Origin of the sequence: Vibrio splendidus, from assembly GCF_003345295.1 — a bacterium.
In the GTDB taxonomy this organism is placed as follows: Bacteria; Pseudomonadota; Gammaproteobacteria; order Enterobacterales; family Vibrionaceae; genus Vibrio; species Vibrio splendidus_K.
The window spans coordinates 808,019-824,299 of the sequence record NZ_CP031056.1 but is presented as its reverse complement, the minus strand read 5'-3'; the positions used below and the strand labels follow the sequence as shown (position 1 = coordinate 824,299).

Genomic DNA, 16,281 nt, shown 5'->3' with positions numbered 1-16,281 from the left:
AGTCCGTATGAAAAGTGAAAAAGGGCTTATAAGAACGCTCTTATAAGCCCAAAAATCTGATGATTGATGACTATTGAATCGTTCGTTCAATATCACCCAACATTCTGTGAATCGCTGTCACGCCACCACCAGCCAAATACCAAGCACTTGAATCAAGGTAAACGATGTTGCCTTTCTGCGCTGCAGGTGTCGCCGCAACTAATGGGTTATCAAACAGCTGTTGTGCGCGCCCTTCTGATTTACCGATCGCTTTTTCGCGGTCAAGAACGTAAAGCACTTCAGGTTTTGCGTCAGCAATGTATTCGAACGAGATTAGGTTGCCGTGAGTCCCTTTAATTGGAGCCACTGTCGCACTCTTTGACTCCTCGAAACCAAAATCATCAAAAATGATCGAGAAGCGACTGCCCTTATTGAACATCGCAATGTTGTTGCCGTTGTTCATCAGCATCATTGCAGACGTTTCGTCAGACGCAACTTTGTCGTTTACCGCCGTGATAGACGCTTGAGTCTCTTTGATTATCGCTTCTACTTCAGCTTGCTTACCAAAGATGTCACCTAGCGCGCGCCAGTTTTGCTGAGCATCAGCCCAGTATTTATCACCTTCAATAGAGAACATGACCGTTGGAGCGATTTGTGCCAGCTTGTCGTAAACCTTAAGCATACGGTTTTCCGCGATAATGATGTCAGGCTTCAACATGTAGATAGCTTCAAAATCCGGTTCACTCAATGATCCTGTATTTGCTGTCGTTTCTTTGTACGAAGCTAGGTAATCGGGCAGCAAGCTATGAGGCGCACCAACTGGCTGTACACCAATTTGATCAAGCACATCCAAGCTACCAAAGCCAAGTACCACAACGCGCTGTGGTACTTCAGTAAACTGCGCCGTGCCCTTTACGTGTTCAATGGTCACGGTTTTCGCTTGAGCGGTCATCAGTAATGATGATGCAAGAATGATGGCAAACCCGCTTAACAACTGGCGAACTGAATTGATTGTTTTCTTCATGTTTCTTCCTTTGCCATTGATACTAACCACCACTCATGACAATGAAAGTCACACTACTCATAGGCGAGCATGGGGCGAACACAACGGCTAAATAACGATAATTTAAAGTCTGTCATTGCTTTGATAACAAACCCGTAACGCAAGTGAGAACTATTATCAATTATATTTGCGTTAAACTGGCGACACAACAACTTTATTATTCAGAAATGTAAAAGTGAGTATTCATATTTTGCGTAGTCAGGAGAGATACTCGGGATCAGAAATAGCAAAAAGACGCGAAGAGGAAAATGATCATCAATCTGAAGAATAAACTGATGGGGAAAAGTGCCCGAAAATCCTGTAATTACAACGCTAAATCACAGAATTACGACGCCAAACTCCAGAATTACAACGCTCAACCTCAGAGTCACGACTTGTAATTTACAATGTAAAGACTATATACAACAGATACTTAATCATAAATAAATTAGCTGAACAATTAAAACCACTAATGACAAAGAACACAAAGCGGTGCAAAGCCAAACATCGGTCAGGTATCATGGTGAATTACCTGCCCATCGCTCATTTAACTCTCAACAAGCGACGGCAAATCATTCAAAAATATTTTTAAATTTAATTAAAAATAGAGTTGCAATTCAAAAAACTAGGCGTATAGTGCGCCACTTGGCTCTAATCTATAGAGCTGTTAATGCTAAAGTAAGTCCAAGTTCCTCAAAGACAGTTCTCGATTTCCTCGTTACACCATCTCTGCGTCAGCTTTCACCTAGATAGTCATTCAATAGCTTTTAAATTCGATCCTCACTACCGATCTATCGTCATTCGCTCTTTTGCTAGCGAAGTCAAAATAGATCGATCACTTAAATATAAATGTAATAAACACAAGGCACAGTTATGTCACGCAGAACAACACGACAAACCCATTGGTACCAACTATCACGCGACAAATCAGTCAATAAACTAAAAGGTAATAAATGCTCAAGATTAAAATAGACTTACACAAAGAAGAAATTTCATGGGTCACAGAGATTCGACAGCTCAATAGCGATATACTCCACCGCCACATATTGCCCAAGCTACAACATCACAGTTATCTCATCGACTTTGAATTTAATGAACGAGAAAGCATCGGAACTATTGTTTCAGGCAACGGAAACACCCTAGGACATTTCACACTCCTATAGCATTTCCCATAGGCTACAAAAAGAAACACCGTTTAGTCCCAAAGATGTAAAAGATGTCACCCTCAATTCGCTCTAGCAGAACAAAATAGAGTAGAAGTAAAACAGATCAGAAACCTAGCCCTTTTTGCATTTCACGCGCGGCTAACGCTAGCTAGGTTATCGTACTTCTATTGAAACCAACTTATATCAAACTCTGAATCACCAATGAGTCATTATCAGTGCATTCATGGACTAATAAGTTAACGGCATCGACCTTAACTTCTGATCAAGAGTATATAAGTGTTCTGCAGCTTGCATGTGTTGAGGGTAATCACTAAATTTCTCACGATTCTCCTCATTCATCTTACATGTCTCATCCACCAGCATTAATTTCCAATACAGCTTTGTTGTATGCAGCATCGCCAATAAAGGTTTGAATACCTCTTTTTCATAAGCTTGAATCAACTCTTCAATCAATTCGTCACGCTCGTCTTCACTTGCGATTGAACCATTGGTTGCCGACAATACTTTTTGATATTTCAGATTGAGTTGCAGCTTATCCATCACCGTTTGGTTATCTTCCGCCAGTTCGACAAGTTTTGACTTAATGATGTTCACCCAATTCTCTTGGCTAAGAACCCTATCATCGATACTCGCAAAATCTTCGCGTATTTGACGTTCGACGTCTTTTTGAGCTTTCTTTAAAACGGCGCGCACCTTTTGAAATGGCAGCTGATATTCCTTACTTAGATCGATAATCAGTTTATGAAAACCACCATTTGGAAGGTGTAAGTTTTCCTTAAACGTCGCCATTGCAGCTTCTTGCTGATCGGTAAGGTGAGTCATTCTGTTTCCTATTCTTTATCACTTATGGTGCTGAGCCCGCGATCATACCACTATATAACCTCGTTTTTTCGGTAACTTGATAGGTTACATCTAGGTACGTACTTAATTTCTCTCAACACGTTATCTTTTGGCTAGTTTTCACACTACTTGGCATTAAATGGTAAGTTTCTATCGATGAATATTCGTACATTAGTCGTACAGGGTATATCGCCAGACAGGAGTCATTACTTACATATGAAAGACAACAGCGAGAAATGAGAAACCATATGACCTATTCCGAATACAAAGAATCCGATCTGCATAAGTGCGTTAGCGTTGGTGCAGAAGCAACGGTATCAATCGCCAAGTTTACCGTTAAAGCCACTACCCTTTTATTTCGATTTTTCCGCTGGCTTGTCGTATCGGCCTATTCTTATGTGATGAAGTAATTCTGTATTGGAGTCGTTATTTTCATTACGACTTATCCAAATACCCAAAAGCGCGCCCTGTTAGGTCGCGCTTTTTTTATGCTCCCATTTTTGTAGCCAGGTTTTCTAGATCTAGCTTTTGATACTTAAAGTACATAACCAATTTTCTATCGTCAGTGGCGCTAAATGGTAAAACTCTGAATCGAATAAAAACCATACTACACCTGTTCCAACAAAACAGACTTCTAACTTATACAGGTACTAAAATGAAAAAGATTGCACTTAAAATTGTAGGACTAACGGTTTTGGCTTCTGCGCTAACTGGTTGTATCGGCAGCAACGCCGTAACAGGGAAAGTGATGAAATTTAACGTTGAAGTTGTCGATAACCGCTATGCTCGTGCAGGTGTAAACTTCTTATTAGCGCCTGTGTACGGTATTACAACCGCAGCCGACTATGTCGTATTCAACTCACTCGAATTCTGGACAGGTAAAAACCCAATCAGTGGTTCACCACACGTATTTGATACAAAAACAGATACACACTTCGAAGTGAACGACGACCTAGACCCAAGCTTGAAAGAAGCACCTGTTGGGCCAATTTCAAACAATCGCACGATTGAAACGGGTGAGATGATTAAGATTGACGAAAACACGGTTCAAATGGACATCGTCTATACCTCTGGTGAAACGGCAACTCTGACAGGTATCAAAGAGGGTCAAAATGTTAGCTATTACATGGATGGTCAGCTTGTGTCACAAACGACCATCGCTGAATTAGAGAAGATACAAGGCACTGAAGCGTAAGATTCATCGCCCACACAGAGTTCAAACTTAAAAAGACTTTAAAGCTCACAAAATATAAGAAGCCCAGCAACTGCTGGGCTTCTTCGTATGTGCTCTATTATTTGTAAATGCCCTATTGAGATTGAGACTGTGTAAGTCGAATGCTCACCAAACTCGCCACCATGATGGCCAAGTAAAAACTGCCGATAATGGATTCCATAAACACGAAGAACTGAGCAATAGGTAATGCCGGTGATATGTCACCATAACCAACCGTAGTCAACGTGATAAAGCTAAAGTACATCGCATTAAACAAATTGGTTAGCCAGATTTGCTCTTCTAACCCATTAAAGGCGTTGGGAAATATTTCTAAAATCAACAAGTAGATGGTCGACCAAGCGAACCCCAACAACAAGTAAATACAGATCGAGCCGATAATGTGATTGGGTGTTACCGTTTTTGCTTTCATCACCTGTTTTAACGCCGAGTAAATGTGTGAAAACAAGAACACAGCCAACGCCGATAGGGTCACTATCGACAGATTATAGCCTTCCAAAAACGAAAACACACCAGACACCAATGCCGTAATCAACAACATCCCATACCAAGATCGATACAAAGCTCGCTCTTTATGGATACCAACAATTGAACTCGCCAGAGTAATGATGATGAGAAATAGTATTGTTTTCTGGCCTTGAGGATAAAACTGCTGCATCACCGCGCAACCAAAAAACAACACCAACAGTGCATAGAATAAGAAGTAGAAGTTGTCGTCTTTAGAGACTGGCTTCATCTATTTGTCCTCTGCCTCTACTGGTTTTTTCTCAGTTTCTTCTTGGTTTTTCTCTTCAAGCCCAAGCCACGCCATCATCAGCTCATAGCTTAAACTCAGTATCACAGCACCAACAAACAGACCGACGATTCCTGACATCGCCATTCCGCCCAGTGCGCCGAGTAAAATAACCAACATTGGAATGTGAGAGCCACGGCTCAGCAGTACTGGCTTCAAGATAGCGTCACTGCCGCTTACCAAAATACACCACACTAAGAACAAGCTCGCCGCCAGTGTCGATTCAACACTGAACATGTAAATAATGGCAGGTAACAAAGCAAGAATCGGCGGCAACTGAATAATAGCGACCAGTAACACCGCTAGCGCCCACAATGCCGCGGCTGGAACACCCGCGATAACCAAACCAATTGCCGACATGATAGATTGAATCACAGCAACACCAATCACACCTTGCACAACGCTGCGCACAGTCGATTTAGATAACTGCACGAGCTCTACGCCTTTGCCATCCGTTAAACGAACCACTAAGTGAGTCACACCGGTTTGACATTTATCGGCGTTACTCATGAACGCACCTGCAATGATGGTTGAGATAATAAATTGGACAAAACCACCGCCCAATGAGCCTAAGATCGATGCCATTTTAGAAGCAAATACCTTAAGTTCGTCTGCATACGTGATAAACACGCCCTCTATATTCGAAGAAGCATGGACCAAGGCGGCATAGACTCTTTCGCCAACTAATGGGATATCTTGCAAGGACTCTTTGGGTTTCGGCAGAGACAAGGTTCCGTCCTGTAGCCCTGTCATTAGGTCCGAAGCACTGGTGTAAATACCGGAAGAGAGCGCGACTAAAGGAATGAGTAGTAACAGTACTCCGATAAAGCTCAGTAACGCGCTGGCTTTTCCTTTCGACATTCCCGTCTTATTTGAAATGGCGACAGCAACTGGATAGAGCGCAGTTGCAATGATCGCCCCCCAAATAACCAATAGAATGAATGGGCGCAAAATCGAGAAACACCAATACACGAGCATGGCAATCGCTGCGATTTTGATGGCAGCGTCTATCGCCTGTTTTGAAAAATCATCGGTTAACTTCATGAGACGTCCTTGTAAGACATAATTAAGGCTGATTTTGTAGGAACTTCCAATTCCGAGTTTCTAGGAATAAAGAAGCCAAAATCATATATATACCAATTAACACTAATTGGAATATGCGTATAAGAGTGTTGCTATCGATGTCGCCTGAGCTCATCAAAGTGCTACCGACAAGTACTAACAACGTACTAAATGCAGTGGCGAAAATCGGCGCTTTTTCGGGAACTGTGTAGATCTTCTTGGCGATCACAATAGCGACCAAGCCTATGAATAAAGAGTAGAAGATAATATTAGGAACAATCGAAAGGATTGAAAAAGCCGCTATCGCGAGCAATCCCCCGATACCGTTACTTATCACTAGAAAAGCACTCAACTTTATCGACTTCTCTGACGTAATCATCAACGATAACAGCGCAATGAACATCATTGTCAATAAAGCTTCAGATATTTGAAAAATAAAGAAAAAACATACCACTGGATAGGAGATAATCATCGCCCTAAAGGCCGCATACCAACGCTGTTTCTTTTCGAGTGGTGCAGCAGCAAAACCTGAGAACTCCGATTTAGGCTCAGGGAAAAATACATGCACTAACGCAAAGATCATCACTGAAACCACACCAGAAGTTGCTAAGCCAGATGCCAGCATTACCGAAACGCCAGGGTTATCAATCGCCATGAATGGCAACATCAAGACAGCAATCAACAATATGGTGGCGAACAGGTTCCATTTAGGGTCGACAAACAAGTAGTAACCCCAAAGCATCATTAGCCCCACTAAAATCAGCAATGGGATTGGGTAATGGGTAATTCCTCGCGATAGCAATAAACCTAACCCCATAGTCACCACAACTGCCAAGAGCAATTCGTAGACCGTTTCCTTATGGAGATTTGGTTTATCAATTAGGAATTTAGCAGTGAACACTGGCGCCACAAACGCAAGTGGCCAGTTTATCCATGCCGCCAAGAAAACAGCCAACGTGACCCCAACCGTATACCTCAGGATCCGTTGCTGTATTTGCTGGTCAAGAATCGGCTTATCGGACATAAGACAATACGCTAATCAGACGAATCCAAACTTTGCCTATCGCGTTGAACACAAAGTTGTCGCCGCTATAAACAATCACATCCGCTTGGCCACCCACTCGAAGCATGCCTTGCATCTCATCTCGTTCAAATTCAATAGTGATAGGAAGCATCTGTGTTTGACGCAACCAACCCGTTTGTTGGCTAGCTTGCGCAAGCTTACCTGCTTGATCATTTTGCCCCCAATCAACACCCCAATCGATACTACTTACGCGCCCTTTTACCACTTTGCCCGGTGCGAAATCTAACGCCACTTCAACTTCATCACCGACCGTTACATTACCTAGGCTGTTCTCTCGATAATAAGCTTCAATCCAAATATCTTCGGTTGAAACAAAGGTCATGATTGCTTGCCCTGCCGATGCATAAAACCCTTCAGACAGGCTAAAGTTAGAAACCCCACCTTGTGTCGGCGCGGTAATCACGGTGCGCTCTAGGTTCAATTGAGCTTGTTCAAGAGCCAGCAACGCAGCTTTCACTTGACTGTTTTCTTGGCCTTCTTTACCCATTTGTTGCTTCGCACCTTCAAGATCAGCCTCTGCATTCACAACAGCCGCCCGAGAGGTCGCTAATGCTGCTCGCGCTTTATCTGCGTCTGATTTAGAAACCACACCTTTATCGGCCATCTCTAAAACACGCTTGGCTTGCAGTTTGGTGTTTTGTCTTTCAACAATCGCTGAAGTGAGTTTCGCTTGAGCTGAAGCAATGCTCGCGGTTTGAGCACCGACATTTTGGCCTGCAATCTCTAAATTTTGCTCGGCTTGTTGTACTGCAATTTTGTAATCAGACTCATCTAAAATGGCTAACTTGTCGCCTTGATTAACCAGTTGGTTAGGTTGAACCAGTATATCGAGTACTTTACCCGACACCTCTGGCTTGATTGGAACGATATAACCTTTTACACGAGCATTATCAGTAATAGGGATGATGCGGTCTGAAATGACACTGAAGATCAACATGAATGCAACAAACAACAATAGGTAGTTTGTGACCTTTCTTACTTTGTCTTTTCCATTTTCTTGCTGGCCAACTTCTTCATTGGCTTCTTGCTTATTCCCTTTGGCTTCTGACATGGGACTCCCTTCTAGATAACTAACATCAACAAAATTAATACTTTAAAAATAAACCCAGCGATGGAAAACTCAAGTAAATAGGGTTAGATTTAGTAAACAAAACGTTGCAAATGATATGCACGTCTAATAATGCAACAATATATACAGGATTGTATTCCAATGACCTCTAGTCACTACCAAGTCCCGGTAATTCAAACGAACTACGCTAAAATTCTGGTTCAGGTTTTTTCTGACTATGGTCTTGATTTACATCTGTTGCTCAAAGATTCCGGTTTACCACCCGACCTTATCGAATCAGAAAGTGATTTTGTGCCATCGGAATCCATTAAGCGTTTGATTTATCTGACATCAGCACAACTCGGCGTATCTCGGTTCACCGATATTCTTGGACTCGCATTTCGACGTCGAATCATCCCAAATGTCTTGCATCAATTTACCGAATTCGAAACCATTGGTGATGCACTAAAACAGATCAATTCAATCTTTGCCTATGACTCCCCAGGCAGCAAAGTCGAGTTTATTCAAGAACACGGTCAGAGCTGGTTTTGCCGAACTGCCCCCGAAGACAATTCCCCTATGTTTCAATGGGGGGAAGCTTTTGCGATTACATATATCATTGAATTAATAACCATTTTATCCCAATCCCCATGGTTACCTAATAAGGTTCGTCTTCAAGGACATGACATCGATGTCGTCAAAACACTGGTGCCAAGTAGCTGCCAACTGTTTGTTGATCAGTCGTCGACGGCTGTGCTTATTCCTGAAGAAATCTTACAACTCCCAATTCGCCTAACCTCTAAAGAACTCAGTGCTAAACCGACACTGATTGAGTGGCACACCAGCTTTACCGATAGCGTTTATGAGCTTCTAAAGCCGTACATGAAAGAACAAGACCTCTCTCTTGAAGAAGCCGCTGAGCTACTCAACTTTTCGGTGCGAACGTTCCAACGCAAACTCAAGAACGAAAACACCACTTATCGAAAGATCAAAGAAAACCTGATGTTTTCGGTAGCTTGCGAACTGATGGAAGAAGGCCACACGCTGACCTACATTTCTAGCCAGCTCGGTTACACCAACATCTCGCATTTTTCTCGTGCGTTTAAGCGCGTTTCAGGGTTAACACCCAAGATCTATCAACGCTCGATTTCGGCTTAGATACCGCTCTCACCGATTAGTTAATTGCAACACACGCCTAACCAAGGACAATGGGCGCTGCACTGCCCGAGCCTGAGCCTGAGCTAGAACTAGAGCTAGAGCTAGAGCTACACACTCTATTTCGCCCATTACCTTTAGCGCGATAAAGCGCCTTATCCGCACTGCGATAGGTCGCTTCAGCTTGTGCCTGTATTTCAGATACACCACTGCTCACAGTCAGGTTCAGTGTTGTTCCTTTGGCAATCACTTCTTTCAATCGATACATCGCCTCAAACGCTTCTGCCAAATTAGTTTCGGGCATTAAGATAGCGAACTCCTCGCCGCCTACTCGCGCGACGATGTCGGTTTCTCGACTGTTATTTCTCAACAGTTCAGCGACCTCTTTCAGCGCTGAATCACCTTGGTCATGACCATGATTATCATTGATGGCCTTGAAATGATCTAAATCGATCAACGCCAAACAAGAGTGTGTATAACCATAACGCTCCGCTAAGTTTGAATAATGGTTAAGTTCTTTATCAAAACGGCGGCGGTTCCAGCACCCTGTGAGAGAATCTGTGTCCACCAACATTCTTAATCGACGTTCTAATACTTTGCGTCGACTAATATCCGTAAAGGTCACCACATATTTATTATTGTGCGACAGTATTTCAGCTAACTTTTCGACAACCACATTCACAGTAAAATGTTCGCCAAGTCGACTGACTCCACTCAACTCCCCCTTCCATCTCTGGTTTTCCTTGAGTGAGCGAGTAATGGTCGATATTAAACTGCTGTTATTCATAAAACAGAGATCAGAAATCGGGCGAGACTCGACTTGATTAAAGGCATAGCCTGAAACTCTAGAGAACTGTTGATTGACTTGTATTACCCTCAATTGACTATCGAGGATGATAAAACCAGCGACGCCATCAATGATCGCTTCAGACAAGCTATTCTTGCTTTGAGCCATTTCATGTCGATATAGGCGTGCAGTAATGAGGGTGCTGAGCAAAAACAACGCGCACACAGAAAAAGCCATGACTGCCGAAGAAGCCATACTCAATAACCACAAGCTAACTGCCATATTAAGGGCAAGTGTAGACACCACGTATAGCGGCATTTTTCGGTCAAAACTTAACTTATTCATAGTCTGCTCTAGTGATGGGCGAATGACTATGATGGCTAAGTTTTCACTAAGATATTTACCATTTTACGACACATACAAATTCAAATTATATGAGTACCATTAAGATCAACAACTTATGCTAATTATTGAGTAAGAATAGCAAGCTACCGCCACTGAGTGAGCTGCCATAATTGAAGTTAATTCCAATCCCGAAATTGTCAAAAAAGTAAGAATCGTAAGGCACATCAAATACTAATCCGGCCCCGAATTCATAGTAATAGTGCGTATCTAAAGGAGCAGTCAAATCACCCGCGACATCGATTCTTGTTAAGTTATAGTGGATTTGAGGGTTATTAAGCGACCAAGCATCGAGCGCTACATTTTGCCTAAACTCTAGTTCATTAATGAATCGCATCCCTTCTGGGTTACCGATATCGCCATCGTTCGCTTCGCCCCAGCCTGTTCCATAAAAGTAACGAACTCTGGAAGACACATTCCAACTGCCCCACTCCTTTGGTTGCAAGTATTGAAGTTTGACTGAAGGTTCAGCAACAAGCGCCCATGCTGATGTATTCAATGCGTAGCCATCTAGCTGAGATTGAAATGCTTGAGAGTAGCTGTTGTTGTATTCGTATTTATTGCGGTAATAGAGCAAGTGAGTGCCTAACCCATAGGCGATAGACCAATGCTGGTTTAAATGGTTTTGCCCTCCGAAAAAGCCATACAGGCCCAATACCGAGTCTTCATTTGGGTTAACACGACGGTCAGGAGTCACATCTGATGAGATCTCAATATCCTGTTCAGAAAGCGCATAAGACCCTCGCACAGACCAAATAAGGTCGAAGTCAGGGTCATCCGTTTTAATCACGGAAGAGTAAGGGATGGAGCCCACACTCACTTGGCTTCGAGTATCGATGGTTTTATCGGATCCAAAACCACTGTCGTTTAAATTGATAAACGAATTAGGATCAAAATCCACAAAGCCAATTGAAATGGCATCGCTGTCAGTCAGCGCAATTGACACAGAAAATATCTTCTCTAAGCGGTTCTGAATCAATTCATTGGATGCATAGGCCGAGGAAGAACTGAGGCCCATTAAGAGCAGAATAATAGAACGGGGATAGTGCGATAGGGGTGAAAGCATTAAGTTGACTCCATTCAAACTTATGCTTCAAGTGTAATTGGTAACTTAACTAATTCAATCAGAGAGTTAACGGTGTGGTTGATACTGCTCTCAGTTCCAGCTGCAAGAGCGTTGCTAAATCGATGGCTCCCCAAAGTTCTTCTACGTCTTGGATTCTAAAATGAATAATCATATGCGCCTCTGTCTAAATTGAAGTCTTATCTTGAATCATTCTTAAAACGCTTACTTACCATAATGCGCCAAACTGACTTTAAGACCTATTTCGCATATAAAACAATAAGCGATTGAAAATTATAGGATTATCTTCTAAGTTTTTTATAACCCTTTACTCAGGAAGAAGTAGATGAGCAATATAGAAAAAGTATATGGATTTAATACGCCCCAACGACTCTTTGTCGGATACACGCTTGCGGTACTCGTCGATTTAACGGTTCTTAATTTTTTTGATGAATACTGGGACTTCGTCAATATCGAGTCTTTCACCATCTCATTTGCAGCTGCGATTCTGCTACAACTCCTGCTCAAACTGTCTATTGGCTTAGAACATAAGCTCGCAGATTACTTCAAATCTAAACCGGGTACAGCGCCTAAGATTTATCGCGGTTTATCCAGTTACGTGATTTTGGTGGGCTCTAAGTTTGTGATGTTGGAAGCCATCAATATCTTGTTTGGCGACAAGGTAGACTTCACAGGCCCATGGAATGGTGTGGTGGCATTCTTCGCTGTGGTATTCACGATTTTGGTCGCAGAGATTATTGTTTCAAAAATCTACTTCGCACTCGATGACACGCCCAAAGCCGAAAAAGCATAGCCGCTTTTGATACAGACCTAAGACAAAAAAAGTGAGCCAAACAGGCTCACTTTTTACATCTATTCTTTACGTTTCAGCGATTAACAAACAGAGAAGTTAGATAAAGACTCTCGCTCTAACACCAAACACCCAAGCGCTACTTTCATTGGAGAAAGCTGGATCTTTAATGTATTGAATATCAGGTGTCACTTGGATGAAATCGTTGAGTTGCATGTTGTAGTAAATTTCAGCCGTCCATTGCTCTGTACTGCCACTTATCGCCTTCGCATCAGCTTCAAAAGAATCGCCATTCACTTCCGCCCAGTTTAGCGCAACACCAAGGTTGTTCGTCGGTTTTCCTAACCCGAAATATCCCATACCAACAGAGATTGATTTATCGTAAAGGGCAACATCACCTTCTGAGAAACCACCTCGCACAAACGGCATAACTTGCGGCGTGATAAACTGACTCCATGAGAAATTGACACCTGAGCCGCCTTCAGTTGCAAGGCTATTACTGTGGCGAGTATCGTCACCAAAATCCCAGAACGTCACATGGAAGTTGTCTGTATAAATCAGGTCTTGTGAAGCCGTCCAACCTAATTCAAGTGTTGTAAAGTAAGACGCATCACTACCAAAAGCGCTATCAAAGCCATCAAAAATATCATCTGACTGACCATTTGCATCAGCGATACCACCGACCACATAAAAGTTTTCGCCTAGCATATGACCGGCAGAAAGGGCCAATACACCGTCATCCGGTAAGCCCATCGCACCTGAGCCTGTCGAGAATACCAAGTTAGTAAAGCCAGACCACGGGCTTGCTAGAGCGTAAACATCCGCATAATTCGTTACATCCTGCCAACCGACAATAATGGTGCCTTTGCCATCATTGATTTTTTGCTTCCAATTTAAGTCCGTAACACGAAACCCTTGGTCGCTGTATGCCGGACCAATTGCACCGACATAGCCAAGCGGGCCGAATGAATAGTCTTTTGGCGGAGTATCACCATAGGCATGCCTATGTTCCACCTTCCAAACTAAGCTACCTGAGTTCTGTGTGCCGTTTCCTAATAGATGCCATGAACCGTATAATCGTGCCACACCCGACGATGCATCAACGCTATCGCCGCCAACCCCATCCCCAGAGGTCAGCCCCAAAGCAAAGTAATCTGCACCAAATGTAAATCCATCTTCAGCTAATGACTCCCTCCAAGATTTCTTTTGTGCTTTCTGCTCTGCAATTGTATTTTCAACAGAATCTGGGCCTTCAAAGTTAGCGCCGTAAACAACGCCGCTCATTGGGCTAGCCGCCATAACAATAGCCATACTTACTTTAGAGAATCTTGAGTTCATCATGTCACCAGTGCTTTTTAAGTTAGTTTTATTTTATTCATTACTCACATTGAAAATTGTCATTTGATGACACTGAGTGATTTAGATACTTCCAACAAGAGATTGGATTCAACTAAATGCGCTAGCTAAGGTTGATACTGTTCTATACCTTCCGCTTTCATCGCATACACCGACTGCACATTGGCTGCGCCGTCAGAGTAATTCACATTTTCTTTCGATTGATGACCCGTTAACTGCCCTTCAACCCAAACTGGTGTCATTAAGCTGACCAATTCAATGCCCTCAGGAAAATCAATCAATACAAGCTGGTTCGCTGGAGGCGGTGGTGTATGAATACACGCTCCAGCAGAAGGCACTAAAAAGAACTTAGTCACCTTAGTTCCATCCATTTCAATCGGCGTGATGTAACCAGGGATACGATGTTTACTACCTACTACCTCTGTATTGGGTTTTGAACCTAACGCTTCGCGTTGCTTCATGATCTGAGCACGAGCAACGAACAATGCTTCTACATCTATATCTTGCTTTTTTAATCTTTCAGTAACTTCGACGATTTCTTGTCTCGCTTTATCACTTGCCACAAAACCGTCTTCAGCCTGAGCCTCTTTAAAGCGAGCAATAGTCGCCATGTCAAACATCTGATTTCTATCTAACTTTTGAAATGGATCCTCCATTAACTCCATATTCGGAACTAACTCATCCCAGTACGTCACTTTTATTTCACTAGCCAATGATGAAAATGACAAACAACAGAACATAAAAAATGAGCCTATTGATTTTAAATCAACCATCAAAATCTACTCCAACCAAACACAACAAAAAGGAAGTAGGTAGAGGAAAAGCTCCTCTACCAAATGATTAAAAATCGAATCGTAAATTACATTTCGTTGCGGTATACAACACCATCTTTCATTACCAATTTAATAGTATCGATAGTCTTGTATTCAGGATCAGCGTCGAACCATTCCGGAGTCGCGCCTATCACTGCCATATCTTCCAATGGGTTACCCTCAATCAATAAGATGTCTGCAACCGCTCCATTTTCAATAACGCCTAATTTCCCTTGTGTGGTGCCTCTAGGGCCTGACATCGCCAACATCTCACCGGCCGTTGAAGTCATTTGTTTCAATACTTCAAAGTTGCTGCCGAAAGCTTGTGTTCGCCAGTAAATTTCGTAACGACGAGCTCTCTCTGCATCGGAATCTGCTCCGACATAGTCAGAGGCAAAAACGACCTTCACATTGTTTTCTAACAATCGTTTACCGTAATCACCGTATTCTTCTTGAAGTTGGGCGACCATTGGCAATTTCTCAGCTGGCATTAAGGGGTTTTTCGCTAAATCTGGCGATAATCCCCACATTTGAGGAACAACATATCCGCCTTCTTTGGCAATTCTCTTCATCGTTTCATCATTAATAAAGAACCCATGTTCAAAGCTTTTAACGCCACAATCCAATAATCGATTTACCGATCGATCGTTAAAAGTGTGTGCCGCGACATAGGTATTCCAATCTTTAGCGGCTTCAACAATCGCACACGTCTCATCAACCGAGTATTGAGTCGTATCTATTGGGTCAAATCGAGATGAACCACCGCCACCAGCCATGATCTTGATTTGAGTCGCGCCATTTCGTAGGTTCAATCGTGTTGCTTTCAATACTTCAGGAACGCCATCGGCAACTGCACCAATCCCCATACGTTCAAAGTTAGAAATGTCACCCACAGAATTTGGAGAAAAACCTGAGTCACTTCGGTCTCGGAAATCACCATGACCGGAGGTTTGAGAAATAAATGTACCAGAAGGGTAAATACGCGGGCCGACAACGTTACCCGCCTCAATTTCACGAGTTAGACCAAAGGCTGGACCGCCCATATCACGAACAGTAGTAAAACCATCATCTAAGAAGCGTTTAGCAACTTGAGTCGCATGAATTGAAATGTCAGTCAGGTCTTTATTAGATTCGATATCACCAAAATTATAATTAATCATGATATGAGCATGGCCATCGATTAGACCCGGCATTAAGGTTTTACCCTGACCATCAATCACATCAGCTTCACCTGCTTCAATTGGCGTTGCGGAGATTTGCTTGATCAGGTTATCTTCAACCAATACGTGATGATCTTCGTACAGTTTATCTTCTGTACCATTGAATATGTCGACGTTAGTAAACAACGTTGACGCCGCATTTGCAGAAAGAGCAAACGCGCACGAAAGAGCCACAACAGAGAGCTTTAAGCCAGTATTTTTCATTTTTACACCTTGTTATCCATAAATGAGTGGAATCCACTTCCCATAACGATTCCGTAACTACTAATGAGTGTTATGAGGTTTCAAAGGTGTTTTTCATTACCCGCGACACTCGCAAATAACAAAATAAAAACATCCTATCAACATTCAATAACTTAGTAGCAATACTGACAGTATTCAATGTTGAAAAATGGCCATTTGGTGACAATGAGTGATTATGCGGATCAAG

At 42.6% G+C, this 16,281-nt stretch carries 16 protein-coding genes; 5 read left to right on the top strand and 11 right to left on the bottom strand.

The window, feature by feature from the left end; genetic code table 11:
• Positions 1-70 precede the first annotated feature (70 nt).
• Positions 71-1,003, bottom strand: a complete 933-nt coding sequence (locus DUN60_RS19355; protein ID WP_114635078.1) for a siderophore ABC transporter substrate-binding protein — start codon at positions 1,001-1,003, stop codon at positions 71-73.
• Positions 1,004-1,974: 971 nt separating this feature from the next.
• Here DUN60_RS19355 and DUN60_RS19350 point away from each other — a divergent pair.
• A complete protein-coding gene (locus DUN60_RS19350) occupies positions 1,975-2,184 on the top strand; it encodes a hypothetical protein (protein ID WP_004731601.1) in 210 nt (69 codons plus the stop codon).
• Positions 2,185-2,415: 231 nt separating this feature from the next.
• On the opposite strand, the gene DUN60_RS19345 is transcribed toward DUN60_RS19350, so the two are convergent.
• Complete coding sequence (locus tag DUN60_RS19345; protein WP_114634991.1) at positions 2,416-3,009, bottom strand: hypothetical protein; 594 nt, start codon at positions 3,007-3,009, stop codon at positions 2,416-2,418.
• Between the two features lie 254 nt (positions 3,010-3,263).
• On the opposite strand from DUN60_RS19345, the gene DUN60_RS24700 reads away from it, so the two are divergent.
• Positions 3,264-3,437, top strand: coding sequence for a hypothetical protein (locus DUN60_RS24700; RefSeq protein WP_208638376.1), 174 nt, complete (start codon positions 3,264-3,266; stop codon positions 3,435-3,437).
• Positions 3,438-3,682: 245 nt separating this feature from the next.
• Positions 3,683-4,222: a DUF3332 domain-containing protein gene (locus DUN60_RS19340; protein WP_029222428.1), complete on the top strand. Its 540-nt coding sequence runs from the start codon at positions 3,683-3,685 to the stop codon at positions 4,220-4,222.
• A 112-nt stretch (positions 4,223-4,334) separates the two neighbouring features.
• Here the strand turns inward: DUN60_RS19340 and DUN60_RS19335 are convergent, their stop codons facing one another.
• The 4 genes from DUN60_RS19335 to DUN60_RS19320 are packed head-to-tail and all read right to left on the bottom strand — an operon-like array spanning position 4,335 to position 8,248.
• Complete coding sequence (locus tag DUN60_RS19335) at positions 4,335-4,994, bottom strand: potassium channel family protein (RefSeq protein WP_016796765.1); 660 nt, start codon at positions 4,992-4,994, stop codon at positions 4,335-4,337.
• Positions 4,995-6,095 carry an AI-2E family transporter gene (locus DUN60_RS19330; RefSeq protein WP_114634989.1) on the bottom strand — a complete coding sequence of 367 codons (1,101 nt, stop codon included), beginning with the start codon at positions 6,093-6,095 and terminating at the stop codon, positions 4,995-4,997.
• A 22-nt stretch (positions 6,096-6,117) separates the two neighbouring features.
• Positions 6,118-7,137, bottom strand: coding sequence for a DUF2955 domain-containing protein (locus DUN60_RS19325; RefSeq protein ID WP_114634987.1), 1,020 nt, complete (start codon positions 7,135-7,137; stop codon positions 6,118-6,120).
• Positions 7,127-8,248, bottom strand: a complete 1,122-nt coding sequence (locus DUN60_RS19320; protein ID WP_054545666.1) for an HlyD family secretion protein — start codon at positions 8,246-8,248, stop codon at positions 7,127-7,129. Before DUN60_RS19320 ends, DUN60_RS19325 begins: the two co-directional genes overlap by 11 nt.
• Positions 8,249-8,407: 159 nt before the next feature.
• On the opposite strand from DUN60_RS19320, the gene DUN60_RS19315 reads away from it, so the two are divergent.
• The gene (locus DUN60_RS19315) at positions 8,408-9,403 is read left to right on the top strand and encodes an AraC family transcriptional regulator (protein ID WP_004731614.1); all 996 of its coding nucleotides are present in this window, start codon (positions 8,408-8,410) and stop codon (positions 9,401-9,403) included.
• 37 nt (positions 9,404-9,440) lie between these two features.
• Here the strand turns inward: DUN60_RS19315 and DUN60_RS19310 are convergent, their stop codons facing one another.
• Positions 9,441-10,532, bottom strand: a complete 1,092-nt coding sequence (locus tag DUN60_RS19310) for a sensor domain-containing diguanylate cyclase (RefSeq protein ID WP_114634985.1) — start codon at positions 10,530-10,532, stop codon at positions 9,441-9,443.
• A 118-nt stretch (positions 10,533-10,650) separates the two neighbouring features.
• Positions 10,651-11,655: a Solitary outer membrane autotransporter beta-barrel domain gene (locus DUN60_RS19305; protein ID WP_054545669.1), complete on the bottom strand. Its 1,005-nt coding sequence runs from the start codon at positions 11,653-11,655 to the stop codon at positions 10,651-10,653.
• A 343-nt stretch (positions 11,656-11,998) separates the two neighbouring features.
• Here DUN60_RS19305 and DUN60_RS19300 point away from each other — a divergent pair, with 343 nt between their 5' ends.
• A complete protein-coding gene (locus tag DUN60_RS19300; protein ID WP_004731619.1) occupies positions 11,999-12,466 on the top strand; it encodes a hypothetical protein in 468 nt (155 codons plus the stop codon).
• Positions 12,467-12,562: 96 nt separating this feature from the next.
• Here the strand turns inward: DUN60_RS19300 and DUN60_RS19295 are convergent, their stop codons facing one another.
• The 3 genes from DUN60_RS19295 to DUN60_RS19285 form a co-directional block, all read right to left on the bottom strand.
• Positions 12,563-13,804 carry a carbohydrate porin gene (locus DUN60_RS19295; RefSeq protein WP_422641391.1) on the bottom strand — a complete coding sequence of 414 codons (1,242 nt, stop codon included), beginning with the start codon at positions 13,802-13,804 and terminating at the stop codon, positions 12,563-12,565.
• A gap of 122 nt (positions 13,805-13,926) precedes the next feature.
• Positions 13,927-14,475: a DUF3299 domain-containing protein gene (locus DUN60_RS19290; RefSeq protein ID WP_237290151.1), complete on the bottom strand. Its 549-nt coding sequence runs from the start codon at positions 14,473-14,475 to the stop codon at positions 13,927-13,929.
• Positions 14,476-14,678: 203 nt separating this feature from the next.
• Positions 14,679-16,055 carry a metal-dependent hydrolase family protein gene (locus DUN60_RS19285; protein WP_114634982.1) on the bottom strand — a complete coding sequence of 459 codons (1,377 nt, stop codon included), beginning with the start codon at positions 16,053-16,055 and terminating at the stop codon, positions 14,679-14,681.
• Between the last annotated feature and the right edge of the window lie 226 nt (positions 16,056-16,281).

What these genes read in the sequence shown, in the direction of transcription:
- DUN60_RS24700 (WP_208638376.1), top strand. Translation starts at nt 3,264, where the DNA reads ATGAGAAACCATATGACCTATTCCGAATACAAAGAATCCGATCTGCAT.
- DUN60_RS19320 (WP_054545666.1), bottom strand. Translation starts at nt 8,248, where the DNA reads ATGTCAGAAGCCAAAGGGAATAAGCAAGAAGCCAATGAAGAAGTTGGC.
- DUN60_RS19335 (WP_016796765.1), bottom strand. Translation starts at nt 4,994, where the DNA reads ATGAAGCCAGTCTCTAAAGACGACAACTTCTACTTCTTATTCTATGCA.
- DUN60_RS19340 (WP_029222428.1), top strand. Translation starts at nt 3,683, where the DNA reads ATGAAAAAGATTGCACTTAAAATTGTAGGACTAACGGTTTTGGCTTCT.
- DUN60_RS19300 (WP_004731619.1), top strand. Translation starts at nt 11,999, where the DNA reads ATGAGCAATATAGAAAAAGTATATGGATTTAATACGCCCCAACGACTC.
- DUN60_RS19345 (WP_114634991.1), bottom strand. Translation starts at nt 3,009, where the DNA reads ATGACTCACCTTACCGATCAGCAAGAAGCTGCAATGGCGACGTTTAAG.
- DUN60_RS19355 (WP_114635078.1), bottom strand. Translation starts at nt 1,003, where the DNA reads ATGAAGAAAACAATCAATTCAGTTCGCCAGTTGTTAAGCGGGTTTGCC.
- DUN60_RS19350 (WP_004731601.1), top strand. Translation starts at nt 1,975, where the DNA reads ATGCTCAAGATTAAAATAGACTTACACAAAGAAGAAATTTCATGGGTC.
- DUN60_RS19285 (WP_114634982.1), bottom strand. Translation starts at nt 16,055, where the DNA reads ATGAAAAATACTGGCTTAAAGCTCTCTGTTGTGGCTCTTTCGTGCGCG.
- DUN60_RS19310 (WP_114634985.1), bottom strand. Translation starts at nt 10,532, where the DNA reads ATGAATAAGTTAAGTTTTGACCGAAAAATGCCGCTATACGTGGTGTCT.
- DUN60_RS19330 (WP_114634989.1), bottom strand. Translation starts at nt 6,095, where the DNA reads ATGAAGTTAACCGATGATTTTTCAAAACAGGCGATAGACGCTGCCATC.
- DUN60_RS19290 (WP_237290151.1), bottom strand. Translation starts at nt 14,475, where the DNA reads ATGGAGGATCCATTTCAAAAGTTAGATAGAAATCAGATGTTTGACATG.
- DUN60_RS19305 (WP_054545669.1), bottom strand. Translation starts at nt 11,655, where the DNA reads ATGCTTTCACCCCTATCGCACTATCCCCGTTCTATTATTCTGCTCTTA.
- DUN60_RS19295 (WP_422641391.1), bottom strand. Translation starts at nt 13,804, where the DNA reads ATGATGAACTCAAGATTCTCTAAAGTAAGTATGGCTATTGTTATGGCG.
- DUN60_RS19315 (WP_004731614.1), top strand. Translation starts at nt 8,408, where the DNA reads ATGACCTCTAGTCACTACCAAGTCCCGGTAATTCAAACGAACTACGCT.
- DUN60_RS19325 (WP_114634987.1), bottom strand. Translation starts at nt 7,137, where the DNA reads ATGTCCGATAAGCCGATTCTTGACCAGCAAATACAGCAACGGATCCTG.